This window comes from Pedococcus sp., from assembly GCF_036554925.1.
Lineage (GTDB): Bacteria > Actinomycetota > Actinomycetes > Actinomycetales > Dermatophilaceae > Pedococcus_A.
The window spans coordinates 38,504-51,630 of sequence record NZ_DATBMI010000125.1 but is presented as its reverse complement, the minus strand read 5'-3'; the positions used below and the strand labels follow the sequence as shown (position 1 = coordinate 51,630).

The window sequence follows — 13,127 nt, the reverse complement described above, 5'->3', positions numbered from 1 at the left end:
TTCCTGGAGGCGATCCGGCAGGTCCGCCACGACGTGGGCCGGGACAACTGCTTCTACCTGCACGTGTCGCTGGTGCCGTACCTGGCGCCCAGCGGCGAGCTGAAGACCAAGCCGACGCAGCACTCGGTGGCGGCGCTGCGGCAGGTCGGTATCCAGCCCGACGGGCTCGTGCTCCGCGCGGACCGCGAGATCCCCGACGGGATCAAGCGCAAGATCTCGCTCATGTGCGACGTCGACACCGAGGCCTGCGCGGCCGCGGTCGACGCGCCGAGCATCTACGACATCCCCAAGGTGCTGCACACCGAGGGCCTCGACGCCTACGTCATCCGCCGTCTCGGGCTGAACTTCCGTGACGTCGACTGGACCGACTGGGACCTCCTGCTGCGCCGGGTCCACAACCCCGAGCACGACGTCGAGATCGCGCTGGTCGGCAAGTACATCGACCTGCCGGACGCCTACCTGTCGGTGACCGAGGCGATGCGCGCAGGCGGCTTCCACCACGACGCCAAGGTGCAGATCCGCTGGGTCGCGAGCGACGAGTGCCAGACCGAGGCCGGCGCACAGAAGGCGCTCGGCGGCGTGGACGCCGTCCTCGTGCCCGGCGGCTTCGGCATCCGCGGCATCGAGGGCAAGCTCGGCGCGCTGAGGTGGGCCCGCGAGCGCCAGGTGCCGACCCTGGGCATCTGCCTGGGCCTGCAGTGCATGGTGATCGAGTTCGCCCGGGACGTCGCCGGCATCGAGGGCGCCTCCTCGACCGAGTTCGACCCGCAGACCCCGGCGCCGGTCATCGCCACGATGGAGGAGCAGAAGGCGTTCGTCGAGGGCGCCGGCGACCTCGGCGGCACGATGCGCCTGGGCTCGCAGCCGGCCACCCTCGTCGAGGGCTCACTGGCGGCAGAGGTCTACGGCACCACGACGGTCCACGAGCGCCACCGGCACCGCTACGAGGTCAACAACGAGTACCGCTCGCAGCTCGAGGAGGCCGGGCTCGTGATCAGCGGCACGCACCCCGACCTGGGGCTCGTCGAGTTCGTCGAGCTGCCCCGCGAGATGCACCCCTACTACGTCTCGACGCAGGCGCACCCGGAGTTCAAGTCGCGCCCGCACCGGGCCCACCCGCTGTTCGCGGGCCTGGTCGGGGCGGCGATCGACCGGCAGCGCGAGTCGCGGCTGCTCGACGTCGAGCGCCCGCGCGAGACCGCCGACGCCACGGCCTGACGTGCCCGGCGCCGAGCAGCAGGGGCAGCCGGAGCTGGATGCACGGGAGCCGGTGGAGCGGGAGCCGGTGGACCAGGTCGAGCCGCTGGCCGACCGCATCGGCGCCCGGCCCGTCGTCCGGTCCGAGGTCCTGCACCACGGCATGGTGTGGGACGTCGTCCGTGAGACGGTCGACCTCGGCGACGCCGGGGAGGTGACACGCGAGTTCGTCCGGCACCCCGGCGCTGTCTCGGTCGTCGCCCTCGACGACCGGGGCCGGGTCGCGCTGGTGCAGCAGTACCGCCACCCGGTGCGCGGCTATCTCTGGGAGGTGCCCGCCGGGCTGCTCGACGTCGACGGCGAGGACCCCTGGGTGGCCGCCGCCCGGGAGCTCCACGAGGAGGCGGACCTCAGCGCCGCCACCTGGCACGTCCTCGCCGACTACTTCTCCTCGCCCGGCGGCATGGACGAGGCGCTGCGGGTCTACCTCGCCCGCGACCTCACGGAGGTGCCCCACCACGAGCGGCACGAGCGCGAGGGGGAGGAGCTGGGCATGCCGCTGCGCTGGGTCGACCTCGACGAGGCCCAGGAGGCGGTGCTCACCGGACGCCTGCACAACCCCAGCGCCGTCGTCGGCCTGCTCGCCGCCCACGCCGCCCGCGAGCGCGGCTGGTCGACGCTGCGCCCGCACGACGCACCGTGGCCGGAGCACCCGGCCCACCGCGGCGCCTGACCCGCACGGCCTGACCCACGCCTGCGCCCGCCCTGCCCCTAGGCTCGGGCCCATGTTCCTCGAGAACCTCGTCTTCGACGCCGTGGACCCGCACCGCCTCGGGCGCTTCTGGGAGGCCGCGGTCGGCGCGACCACGCTGACCGACAACGAGCACGGTTACGAGACCCGGCTCACGGTCGACGGCGGGCCCACCCTCGACCTGTGCTTCCAGCCGGTGGCCAGCCCCACGACCAGCCACCCCCGGCTGCACCTCGACCTCCACGGCGGTGACGAGCAGCAGGCCGTCGTGGAGCGGCTGCTCGCCCTGGGGGCCGTCCCGTGCGACATCGGCCAGGGCGACGTCCCCTGGGTCGTCCTCGCCGACCCGGAGGGGATGCCCTTCTGCGTCATGGAGGAGCGGGCGGCCTACCGCGACACCGGCCCCGTCGCGGCGGTGCCGGTCCTCGGCGACGACCCGGAGCGCGACGGCCGGTTCTGGGCCGACCTCACCGGCTGGCAGGTCTACGACGGGTCGGCACCGGTGTCGCTGCGGCACCCCTCCGGCCGCGGCCTGATCCTCGAGTTCTTCGCGACCGACGAGCCCAAGGCCGGCAAGAACCGCCTGCACCTCGACGTCCGGCTCGAGCCGGGTGACGAGCGTGAGGCCGTGCTGGAACGCGTGCGGGACGCCGGCGCCCGCCGGCTCGAGCACGACTGGGGCGACCTGCCCTGGACCTCGTTCCTCGACCCGTCCGGCAACGAGTTCTGCGTGCTGCCCGCCCCCGCCGCGTGAGCGTGTTCGGGCGCGGCTCGGACACCGGTCCGTGCCCGTGCGGGAGCGGTGACGGGTATGCCGCGTGCTGCGGCAGGCTGCACCGCGGCGAGGCCGTCGCGGAGACGGCCGAGCAGCTGATGCGCTCGCGCTACGCCGCGTTCGTCGTCCGCGACGCCGGCCACCTCGTGCGGACCTGGCACCCGAGGACCCGCCCCGACGCGCTCGAGCTCGGCGACGACGACCCCGACTGGCTGGGCCTGACCATCCTCCGCACGAGCGGGGGCGGCGCGTCCGACGACTCCGGCGAGGTGGAGTTCCGAGCCGCCTACCGCGGCGGCGCGCTGCACGAGCGCAGCCGGTTCGTCCGCCGGGGCGGCCGCTGGGTCTACCTCGACGGCACCGTGCTCGACTGAGCGCTCGACTGAGCGCCCGGCTGGGGCCGCTCCTCCCGCGCAGCGCGCACCCGCTCCGCGAGGTCGCGCACCTGCCGGGCCATCTCGGCGTCGACCGACCCCCACCGCTCCAGGCACCCGAGGATCGCCAGCGCCGCCCGGTCGTTGTGGTCGTAGCCCGGGGCCAGGTCCGGCAGGGGGAGCAGGTCGGGACCGAACCGCCGCTCCACCCCGCGCTCCACGGCATACGGGTCCTGCTGGCCGGGACCGCCCGGGTGGAGGAGCCCGAGGAGCGAGACCAGCCGGTCCACGGCATGCCCCTGCACGAACCGCGTCGCGCTCAGCCGCTCCCCGCGCAGGTCGCGGTGCAGCCCGACCCAGAGGTTGGTCAAGGCCTCGCCGACCTGGTGGGCGGCGGTCGTGGCCGCCGGCGGGAGCGGCACGGCCGGAGCCTCGAGCCCTTCGGGGGCGTCGTCACGCCGCCACACGAGGCGGGCCGGCGGGTATGCCGCCGCGCGCAACCCCTCCAGCGTGAACACGGCGTACTCGGCGAACAGGCCGTCGGCGAAGAGCACCTTGCGCCCGTCGGGGGTGTTCTCGAACGAGTACGCCACCGGGGCCAGTGCCTCCAGCCAGTCGATGGCCCGGAGGTAGCGCTCGCGCGCCGCCTCGTCCTGCACCACGACGAAGAAGTCGGCGTCGGAGTGCTCGTCGAGCCGGTGGGTGTCGAGGCCGACCGAGCCGAGCCCGAGCAGGGCCAGGGCGTCGCCTCGGCGGTGCAGCTCCGTGCCGAGCCGGTCGAGGCGGTCGAGCAGCCGGCGGGGCACCGAGCCCTCGGGGAAGCCGGCGGCGAGGGTGGGGGAGGTGGGGTCGGTCACGGCGTCGCTCCTGGGGTCAGGTCGACGTGTCATCCCGCGCGGCCTGCTGCCGCCGGGGTCGCGACGGGGGGAGCCTACGGCCGCGGCCCGGTGCCGCACCAGCACCTGACAAACCGATTCGTATGCCGTGTGGCCCGGTCCGTTGGTTGGGCGGGTTGCGGCCACCGGGCCGCGCGCCCGCCCACACCCGATCGAAGGACTCCTCGTGCTCCGCACCCATGAGGCCGGCACCCTGCGCGCCGACCACACCGGCCAGACCGTCACGCTCACGGGCTGGGTGGCCCGGCGGCGCGATCACGGCGGGGTGGCCTTCCTCGACCTGCGTGACGCCAGCGGCGTCGCGCAGGTGGTCGCCCGCGACGAGGTGCTCGCCGAGGGTGGAGCGCACGACCTGCGCAACGAGTACGTCGTCAAGGTCGTCGGCGAGGTCAGGGCCCGGCCCGAGGGCAACGCCAACCCCGACCTGCCCACGGGCGACATCGAGGTGATCGCGGGTGCCATCGAGGTCCTGAACCCCAGTGCCCCGCTGCCGTTCCAGATCGACGAGCGCGTGACGGTGGGCGAGGAGGCCCGGCTCAAGCACCGCTACCTCGACCTGCGCCGGCCCGGCAACGGCTCCGCCGGCTACGCCCTGCGTCTGCGCTCGAAGGTCAACGCGGCGGCCCGCCGGGTGCTGGAGGAGCGCGACTTCGTCGAGATCGAGACCCCGACGCTGACCCGCTCGACCCCCGAGGGCGCCCGCGACTTCCTCGTGCCCGCCCGCCTGTCACCGGGCAGCTGGTACGCCCTGCCCCAGAGCCCCCAGCTGTTCAAGCAGCTGCTGATGGTCGCGGGCATGGAGCGCTACTACCAGATCGCCCGGTGCTACCGGGACGAGGACTTCCGTGCCGACCGCCAGCCGGAGTTCACCCAGCTCGACATCGAGATGTCGTTCGTCGACCAGGACGACGTGCTGGAGCTGGGCGAGGCGATCGCCACGGCCCTGTGGCAGCTCATCGACGTCGACGTGAAGGCGCCGTTCGAGCGGATGACCTACCTCGAGGCGATGCGCCGCTTCGGCACCGACAAGCCCGACCTGCGCTTCGAGACCGAGCTGGTGGAGTGCACGGAGTTCTTCAAGGACACCACCTTCCGCGTCTTCCAGCAGGAGTACGTCGGCGCGGTCGTCATGCCCGGTGGCGCCTCACAACCGCGCAAGCAGCTCGACGCCTGGCAGGAGTGGGCCAAGCAGCGCGGCGCCAAGGGCCTGGCCTACGTTCTGGTTCAGGAGGACGGCACCCTCGGCGGGCCCGTCGCCAAGAACCTCACCGACGCCGAGCGCGACGGCCTCGCCGCCCACGTCGGCGCCCAGCCCGGTGACTGCGTCTTCTTCGCCGCGGGCACGACCAAGGCCTCCCGCGCCCTGCTCGGCGCCGCCCGCCTCGAGATCGGGCGCCGCTGCAACCTCATCGACGAGGACGCCTGGTCGTTCCTGTGGGTGGTCGACGCGCCGCTGTTCGAGCCGACCGCCGACGCGGAGGCCTCGGGCGACGTCGCCCTCGGCTACAGCGCCTGGACCGCGGTGCACCACGCGTTCACGTCGCCGAAGGCGGAGTACCTCGACACCTTCGACACCGACCCCGGCCCCGCGCTGGCCTACGCCTACGACCTGGTGTGCAACGGCAACGAGATCGGCGGCGGGTCGATCCGTATCCACCGCCGCGACGTGCAGGAGCGCGTGTTCAGCGTCATGGGCCTGTCCGAGGAGGAGGCGCAGGAGAAGTTCGGGTTCCTCCTCGACGCCTTCCAGTTCGGCGCCCCGCCCCACGGCGGCATCGCCTTCGGCTGGGACCGCATCGTCGCCCTGCTGGCGGGCTCGGAGTCCATCCGCGACGTCATCGCCTTCCCGAAGTCCGGGGGTGGCTACGACCCGCTGACCGCCGCGCCCGCACCGATCACGCCGGAGCAGCGCAAGGAGGCCGGCGTCGACGCCACCCCGGAGCCGCGCGAGGAGGCCTGAGGCCCACCCCGCTCCCGAGGGCCCGGGAGGCGATGTGCCGGAGAATGGCCCCGTGCCGGCCAAGACCCCGCGAGCGCCCGACGACGTCCTCGCGCACCTGCGCGCGGCGCGGGACCTCGCCGACCGCGAGTACGCCCAGCCCGTCGACCTCGACCTCCTCGCGGCCACGGCCGGGCTGTCGAAGTACCACTTCCTGCGCCTGTTCCGGGCGACCTACGGGCTCACACCGGGGGAGTACGTCTCCCAACGGCGGATCGAGCGCGCCCAGGACCTGCTGCGCGCGACCAACCTCACGGTGACCGAGGTCTGCCACGCCGTCGGCTTCAGCAGCCTCGGGTCGTTCAGCAGCCGCTTCCGGGCGCTCGTGGGGGAGACCCCGAGCGACTTCCAGCGCAGGTATGCCGCGACCGGCGCCCCTCGCATCCCGGGGTGCTTCGTGTTCATGTGGGGCTTCGCCGAACGCTCCGCAATCGCGGAGAAGCGGGAACCCTCCGACGGTCCCTAGCGTGGTCCCCATGATCACCAACATCTCCATCGTCAGCGTCTTCGTGAAGGACATCGACGAGTCCAAGAAGTTCTACACCGACGTCCTCGGCTTCGAGGAGAAGGACGACATCACGCTCGGTGACGGCTACCGCTGGTGCACGGTCGTGCACCCCAGCCAGCCGGAGCTCAACGTCAGCCTCGCCGTGCCTGGCCCGCCGCACCCGCCCGAGCTGGTCGAGGCGATGAAGCGGGCGCAGGCCAACGGCACCATGCACGGGCTGGGCCTCAACGTCGACAGCTGCCAGCGCACCTACGAGGAGCTCAGCGCCCGCGGGGTCGAGTTCCTGCAGCCGCCGTCCGAGCGGCCGTACGGCGTCGAGGCGGTCTGCCGTGACAACTCCGGCAACTGGCTGGTCCTCGTCGAGCCGCGGGAGTACACGCCGTCGGACTTCAGCTGACCGGGCGCCTGGCGGCGCGCCCGGCCACGCGCATGGGTGTGCGGCCCGCTCGGGCGAGCGGGCGGCACACCGCGGCTAGCGGGCGAGGAACTCCAGGACTGCCGCGTTGAACTCGGCCGCGTGGCTGGTGTTGAGCCCGTGCGGCCCGCCCTCGATGACGACGAGGTCGCTGCCGGCCACCGCTTCGTGCGTGCGGCGACCCGAGACCTCGATCGGCACGATGGCGTCGCTGTCGCCGTGGACCACGAGCGTCGGCACGGTGATCGCGGCGAGGTCGCCCGTGAAGTCGGTGACCCACGAGCGGATGCACTCCGCGGCCGCGTGGAGGTCTGCCTCGGCGGCCAGGGCAAGGGCCTGCTGCCGCTGCTCCTCGGTGACCTTCAGCTCGCCGTCCGCAGAGAAGAAGTTGGTCAGGAAGCCGTCGAGGAACCCCTCGCGGTCGGCCCGCAGGCCCTGCTGCATCTGCGCGACGGTGTCGAGGTCGAGGGCGCCGTCGGGGTGCTCGTCGTCCTTGAGCAGGCACGGCGGGATGGCACCGGCGAAGACGACGCTGTGCACCCGGTCCTGCCCGTGGGTGCCGACGTAGCGGGCCACCTCGCCGCCGCCCATCGAGAAGCCGACGAGGCTGGCGTCGCGGAGGTCGAGGGCCGTCATCAGGGCGTCGAGGTCGCTGGTGAGCGTGTCGTAGTCGTAGGAGGAGGACTCGCCGGGCTTGGCGGACCGGCCGAAGCCGCGCCGGTCGTAGGCGACCACGCGGTAGCCGGCGTCGCGCACGGCCGGGGTCAGGTCCGACCAGGAGGCGCCACTGAGGGGCCAGCCGTGGATCAGGACGACGGGACGGCCCTCGCCGCCGGTGTCCTCGTAGTGGATGTCGACGTTGCCGTTGGTCACGGTCGGCATGGCGGTCCTCTCGTCGGTGGAAGGCGTCCACCACGAATCTAGGCGCACCGGAGCAGCCCGTGCGCGCCGAGGACGGACCGGCTGCGGTCGGCCTCAGCCGCGCCGCAGGCGCCGGCTGGACCACAGGTGGTCGCCGCGGTAGCCGAGGCCGTGGTACACCCGGCGCGCCACGTCGTTGTCGGAGTACATCCCGAGCGTGCAGACGCCGGACTCGTGGACCGCTGCGCGGGTCAGGTGTGCCGTGACGGCAAGACCTAGCCCGCGCCCGCGGTGGGAGGCCCGCACGGTGATGCCCGAGAGGATCGGGCGGCCGGCGACGTTCGGCTCGCGCACCCCGCAGGCGACCAGCCGGCCGCAGCCGTCGCGGCTCCCGACCCAGTGCTGGTCCGGCAGGTCGAAGGGCCTGGCGTCGGTGCGCGGGTTGGCCTCCGCGAGCAAGGTCGCGATCTCGGGGAGGTGCTCCTGCCCCAGCGCGACCAGCTCCTCCTCGCGGGCCACGGGCGGCGGGGCGGACACGGCATACATCCACTCCCACTCGTTCCCGTCGCCCAGCGGGAGGTGCTCACCCACGGCGGCCAGCGAGCCGCGGGAGACGGTCACGTGCGCGAGGTCGGCCGGGTGCAGGCCCTCCGCCGCCATGGCGCCGACGAGTCGGCCCGCGTCGTCCGGAGGGCCGATGACGAGGAGCCCGAGGCGTCGGGTGTGGGTCTGCCTGGGGAGCGCGACGGCCCTCCCCAGGGCGTACCCGGGCCGCGCGAGCGGGGTGGGGATGTCGTAGCGGACGAACGCGCTGTCGCCCGAGGCCTCCAGCAGGTCCTCGTGGGTCGCGAGCTCGCGCAGGCTCACTCGGTGATCCCGAAGCGGGCGTGCCACTTCTGCAGGCGGCGCGGCGCCCACCAGTTCCAGTCGCCGAGCACCGACATCGTCGCGGGCACCAGCAGCATGCGCACCAGCGTCGCGTCGAGCAGCACCGCCACGGCGAGGCCGACGCCGGTCTGCTTGATGACCAGCAGCTGGCCCGTCACGAAACCCGAGAAGACGATGACGACGAGGACCGCCGCCGAGGTGATGATCCGGCCCGAGCGCTGCAGGCCCATGACGACCGCGTCGTCGTTGCTGTACCCCTGTTCGTGCAGCTCGACGATCCGCGAGAGCAGGAACACCTCGTAGTCCATTGACAGGCCGAAACCGAACGCGAGGACCAGCAGGGGGATCATCGACTCGATCGCGCCGACGGAGTCGAAGCCGAGCAGCCCCTCGAGGTGCCCCTGCTGGAACACCCACACGAGGACACCCAGGCTCGCCCCCAGGGAGACGATGTTCAGCAGCAGCGCCTTGACCGGGATGACCACCGACCCGGTCATCAGGAACAGCAGCACGAGCGTCGCCAGCGCGACGAGGGCGAAGGCCAGCAGCGCCCGGTCCAGCATCGAGTCCGTGAAGTCCTGCAGGCCGGACGCCTGGCCCACGACGTGGGTCGGGAAGTCGGGGCGGTCGGCCTGCAGCAGGCGGACCATCTCGCGGGCCCCCTCGTCCAGGGGGCCGCCGGGGACGTCGACGCCGATCGCGCTGAGGCTGTCGCTGATCCGCTCCGGCACCCCGGTGACCGGCCGGCCGTCGAGCTCCGGAAGGGCCGCGGCGTAGGCGACCGCCTCCTCGGGGGTGGTCTGGGCGACCACGCGCAGGTCGGGTCCGTTCACCGTGGGGTAGTGCGTCGCGAGGTCGGTGAAGAAGACCCGCTGCTCGGCGTCCGGCGGGAGCATCTCCGCCCCGGAGGACGTCAGGCGCATGCCCAGGGCCGGCAGGGCCAGCGCGATGAGGACCGCCAGCACGCCGACGATGATCGGGACCGGCCGGTCGTGGACCCAGACCGCGAGCCGGGAGAAGATGCCGTGCTCGGGGGCCTGCTCGGTGCCCTTGCGCAGCAGCCGGCGGGCCCCCAGCGCGCACAGCGCCGGGACGAGCGTGACGGCGACGAGCATGGCGACCAGCACGACGGACAGGCCGGCCGAGCCGATCGCCTTCATGATGGGGGCCTCGAAGACGAGCAGGCCGCCCAGCGAGATGGCCACGGTCAGGCCCGAGAAGACCACGGTGCGCCCGGCGGAGTCGACCGTGCGGGCGGTGGCCGCCTCGATCTGCTCGCGGGTGATGTCCCTGGCGGGGATCCCCTGGGCGCGGGCGCGCAGCTCCTCGCGGAACCGGCTCACGGTGAGCAGGCCGTAGTCGATGCACAGGCCGAGGCCCAGGACCGTGACCACGTTGACGACGGAGGCGTCGAGGTCGATCGCGTAGGAGAAGGCCAGCAGGGAGGCCAGCGCCCCGCCGATCGAGGCGATGGCCCCCAGGATCGGCATCCCGGCAGCCACGAAGCCGCCGAACACGAGCACCATGAGCAGGAAGCTCACCGGGAGCGCCACGCCCTCGCCGGTCCGCAGGTCCTGCTCGACCTGGTGGGTGATCGAGTCGATGAGCTCGGTGAGGCCGCCGGTCGCCCCCTCCGCGCCGGGCATCGCGGCGAGCATCGCGTCGAGCTCCCGGTCGACCTGCTCACGGACCCTCGTGCCGTCCTCGTCGCTGAGCTCGGGGTCGAGGGTGACCACGGTCAGGAAGCCGTCGGAGGACGGGCGCTCGTCCTTGAAGAGCACCGCGGCCTGGGGGCTGTCCATCCCCTGGGGCACGACGTACGGCATCGCCACGGCCTCGACGCCCTCGATGGCCGAGAGGTCGCGGGCCGCGGCCTGCCCGGCCCGCGCCACCTCGGGCGAGTCGGCGTCGACCCCCGTCACCTGGAGCATGTAGCGCGTCGTCCCGGTCTCGCCCGCGGCGGTGAGGAGGTCCCGGCCGGTGAGGTTCTCCCCGGCGACCGTCGGCTCGCCCGAGCCGAGCCGGTCGAAGAGCGACTCGCCGGTCACGAGGCCCAGCGCGCTGGCGAAGGCGGCCCCCACGGCGAGGAGCCACACGGCGACCACGACGAGGGGGCGGCGGGCAACCCGCGCCCCGAGGTGGGAGAGCGCCGAGCGACGGCGGTCGGGGTGGAGGTCGGTCACGGGGGATAGCCTGCCACCCGTGGTAGCGAGCGCTGACGACGACCTGTTCGCCGTGTCTGCGGCCGAGCGGGGTCGCGACGCGGCCCCCGGTGCCGCCCTTCCGCCGCTCGCGGTCCGCATGCGCCCGCGCACCCTCGGGGAGGTCCGCGGCCAGGCCGACGTGCTGCGCCCCGGGAGCCCGCTGCGGCGGCTCATCGAGGGCTCCGGCGGGGCGGCCGGTCCGCTGTCGGCGATCATCTGGGGCCCACCCGGCACCGGCAAGACCACCCTGGCCCACCTCGTCGCCACGGCGGCTGAACGCCGCTTCGTCGAGCTGAGCGCCGTCACCGCCGGGGTCAAGGACGTCCGGGCGGTCATGGACGCCGCGGCCCGTGAGCGGGACATGTACGACCGCCAGACAGTGCTCTTCCTCGACGAGATCCACCGCTTCACCAAGGCCCAGCAGGACGCCCTTCTCCCCGGCGTCGAGAACCGCCAGGTGATCCTGGTCGCGGCGACCACGGAGAACCCCTCCTTCTCGGTCATCGCCCCGCTGCTGTCCCGCTCGATGCTGATCACCCTCGGCCCGCTCAGCGACGACGAGGTCGCCGACGTGCTGGAGTCCGCGGTCGCGGACGAGCGGGGTCTGGCGGGGGAGCTCACCCTCGCACCCGAGGCCACGAGCCACCTCGTGCGGATCGCGGGCGGCGATGCGCGGCGCGCGCTGACCTCGCTCGAGGCGGCGGCAGGTGTGGCGCTCGACGAGATCGCCCCGGGCGCCGAGACGGACGGGCCCGCCCCGATCACCCTCGCGCACGTCGAGCAGGCCGTGGCCCACGCGTCGGTCCGCTACGACAAGACCGGCGACCAGCACTACGACGTGGCCTCCGCGCTCATCAAGTCCATGCGGGGTTCCGATGTCGACGCCGCGCTGCACTACCTCGCGCGCATGCTCGAGGCGGGGGAGGACCCACGCTTCATCGCCCGGCGCATCGTCATCGCTGCCAGCGAGGACGTCGGGATGGCCGACCCGACCGCCCTGCAGACCTCCGTGGCGGCGATGCACGCGGTCGCCCAGATCGGCATGCCCGAGGCCCGCATCATCCTGGCGCAGGCGGTGGTCCACAACGCCCTGGCGCCCAAGAGCAACGCCACATACCTCGGCGTCAACGCCGCGATCGCCGACATCCGAGCGGGCCGTGGTGGAGCGGTGCCCGCCCACCTGCGGGGCAGCGGGTATGCCGGAGCGGCCAGGCTCGGGCACGGCGAGGGGTACGTGTACGCCCACGACGAGGAGGACGGGGTGGCCCGCCAGCAGTACCTCCCCGACGACCTCGAGGGGAGGGCCGACTACTACCGGCCGACGGGGCGCGGCTTCGAGGAGCGGCTCACCCAGCGGTGGCAGTGGCTGCGCGAGCGGATCCGCGGCAGCTGACGTCGCGAGCGTGTTCGGGGCCGCCCGTCGCGGCGGGCGGGCTCGCCCCCGGCCAGCGGGTAGGGTTGCCGCCATGGATGTGAGTCTGGGCGACATCGCCGGCATGATCGCGGCCCTCGCGTTCGCGTTCCTCGTGTTCCGGCTGGGGAGCGTGATCGGCAAGGCCGGCAAGATCCTCGACGAGACGCGGGTCAGCGTGCGCAGCACGACCGACAACGTCCAGCCGACGCTCATCAAGCTCACCGACACCGTCTCGCTCACCAACGACCAGCTCGCCAAGGTCGACGGCATCACGACGAACGTCTCGGCCATCACCACGAACGCCAGCGCCCTCACCGCCCTCTTCGCCGCGACGCTCGGCTCGCCCGTGGTCAAGGTGGCGGCCTTCACCTACGGTGTGCGCACCGCCCTCAGCGGCAACGCACGCCCGACCCGCGGCGCCCGCCGCAGGCGGAGGGGCTGACCGGCATGGCGCGTCTGTTCTGGATCGCCCTCGGCGCCGCGGCCGGTGTCTACGCCGTACGCAAGGTCGGCAAGGCCGCCGAGGCCTACACCCCTGCCGGTGTGGCCCACGGCCTGTCCGACTTCGGCGAGGGCCTGCGTGAGCTCGCGGACGCCATCCGCGAGGGCATGGCCGAGCGCGAGGACGAGCTCCGGCTCGCCCTCGGCATCGACACCGGCACGGCCGAGGACGTCGAGGCGGGCCGGCTCGACCCCGAGGCGGCCCGGCGGCTGCTCGACGACCCGACCGGCCGCTTCGACTCGCGAGCTCGCTAGGGGCCAGTGCCACCGCTGCGCCCCGCCGTCGCCCGCAACCCGCCCAGACCCGACCCGTACCATCGTCATGCCCGCACGTGCATGCTCCA

General features: G+C 73.4%; 14 protein-coding genes. 10 read left to right on the top strand and 4 right to left on the bottom strand.

Annotated elements, in window-relative coordinates:
• From VIB11_RS10585 to VIB11_RS10570, 4 genes are all read left to right on the top strand, one after another.
• Positions 1 to 1,218, top strand: a 1,218-nt coding sequence (locus tag VIB11_RS10585) for a CTP synthase (protein ID WP_332031016.1), incomplete at its 5' end; no start/stop codon positions are given.
• A gap of 1 nt (position 1,219) precedes the next feature.
• Complete coding sequence (locus tag VIB11_RS10580) at positions 1,220 to 1,930, top strand: NUDIX domain-containing protein (RefSeq protein WP_414695809.1); 711 nt, start codon at positions 1,220 to 1,222, stop codon at positions 1,928 to 1,930.
• A 52-nt stretch (positions 1,931 to 1,982) separates the two neighbouring features.
• Positions 1,983 to 2,702, top strand: a complete 720-nt coding sequence (locus VIB11_RS10575; RefSeq protein ID WP_332031014.1) for a VOC family protein — start codon at positions 1,983 to 1,985, stop codon at positions 2,700 to 2,702.
• Complete coding sequence (locus tag VIB11_RS10570) at positions 2,699 to 3,097, top strand: YchJ family protein (protein ID WP_332031012.1); 399 nt, start codon at positions 2,699 to 2,701, stop codon at positions 3,095 to 3,097. The genes VIB11_RS10575 and VIB11_RS10570 overlap by 4 nt, the downstream gene beginning before the upstream one ends.
• Here VIB11_RS10570 and VIB11_RS10565 read toward each other — a convergent pair.
• Entirely contained in the window at positions 3,070 to 3,954 is an 885-nt protein-coding gene (locus VIB11_RS10565; RefSeq protein WP_332031010.1) for a hypothetical protein, read from the bottom strand. The two genes, VIB11_RS10570 and VIB11_RS10565, sit on opposite strands and share 28 nt — an antisense overlap.
• A gap of 205 nt (positions 3,955 to 4,159) precedes the next feature.
• Here VIB11_RS10565 and aspS point away from each other — a divergent pair, with 205 nt between their 5' ends.
• The 3 genes from aspS to VIB11_RS10550 are packed head-to-tail and all read left to right on the top strand — an operon-like array spanning position 4,160 to position 6,897.
• Positions 4,160 to 5,953 (top strand): aspartate--tRNA ligase, encoded by a 1,794-nt coding sequence (gene aspS / locus VIB11_RS10560; protein ID WP_332031008.1) that lies wholly within the window; start codon positions 4,160 to 4,162, stop codon positions 5,951 to 5,953.
• Positions 5,954 to 6,005: 52 nt separating this feature from the next.
• The gene (locus VIB11_RS10555; protein WP_332031007.1) at positions 6,006 to 6,458 is read left to right on the top strand and encodes an AraC family transcriptional regulator; all 453 of its coding nucleotides are present in this window, start codon (positions 6,006 to 6,008) and stop codon (positions 6,456 to 6,458) included.
• A 10-nt stretch (positions 6,459 to 6,468) separates the two neighbouring features.
• Positions 6,469 to 6,897 carry a VOC family protein gene (locus tag VIB11_RS10550; protein ID WP_332031005.1) on the top strand — a complete coding sequence of 143 codons (429 nt, stop codon included), beginning with the start codon at positions 6,469 to 6,471 and terminating at the stop codon, positions 6,895 to 6,897.
• Positions 6,898 to 6,972: 75 nt separating this feature from the next.
• On the opposite strand, the gene VIB11_RS10545 is transcribed toward VIB11_RS10550, so the two are convergent.
• The 3 genes from VIB11_RS10545 to VIB11_RS10535 form a co-directional block, all read right to left on the bottom strand.
• Positions 6,973 to 7,797 carry an alpha/beta hydrolase gene (locus VIB11_RS10545; RefSeq protein ID WP_332031003.1) on the bottom strand — a complete coding sequence of 275 codons (825 nt, stop codon included), beginning with the start codon at positions 7,795 to 7,797 and terminating at the stop codon, positions 6,973 to 6,975.
• Between the two features lie 93 nt (positions 7,798 to 7,890).
• Entirely contained in the window at positions 7,891 to 8,643 is a 753-nt protein-coding gene (locus tag VIB11_RS10540) for a GNAT family N-acetyltransferase (protein ID WP_332031001.1), read from the bottom strand.
• Positions 8,640 to 10,847, bottom strand: coding sequence for an MMPL family transporter (locus VIB11_RS10535; protein WP_332030999.1), 2,208 nt, complete (start codon positions 10,845 to 10,847; stop codon positions 8,640 to 8,642). The genes VIB11_RS10540 and VIB11_RS10535 overlap by 4 nt, the downstream gene beginning before the upstream one ends.
• 19 nt (positions 10,848 to 10,866) lie before the next feature.
• On the opposite strand from VIB11_RS10535, the gene VIB11_RS10530 reads away from it, so the two are divergent.
• From VIB11_RS10530 to VIB11_RS10520, 3 genes are all read left to right on the top strand, one after another.
• Positions 10,867 to 12,261, top strand: a complete 1,395-nt coding sequence (locus VIB11_RS10530) for a replication-associated recombination protein A (protein WP_414695808.1) — start codon at positions 10,867 to 10,869, stop codon at positions 12,259 to 12,261.
• A 79-nt stretch (positions 12,262 to 12,340) separates the two neighbouring features.
• On the top strand, positions 12,341 to 12,724 hold the full coding sequence (locus VIB11_RS10525) for a DUF948 domain-containing protein (protein ID WP_332031024.1): 384 nt from the start codon (positions 12,341 to 12,343) through the stop codon (positions 12,722 to 12,724).
• A gap of 5 nt (positions 12,725 to 12,729) precedes the next feature.
• Positions 12,730 to 13,038 carry a DUF6167 family protein gene (locus VIB11_RS10520; protein ID WP_332030997.1) on the top strand — a complete coding sequence of 103 codons (309 nt, stop codon included), beginning with the start codon at positions 12,730 to 12,732 and terminating at the stop codon, positions 13,036 to 13,038.
• The last annotated feature ends 89 nt before the right edge of the window (positions 13,039 to 13,127 follow it).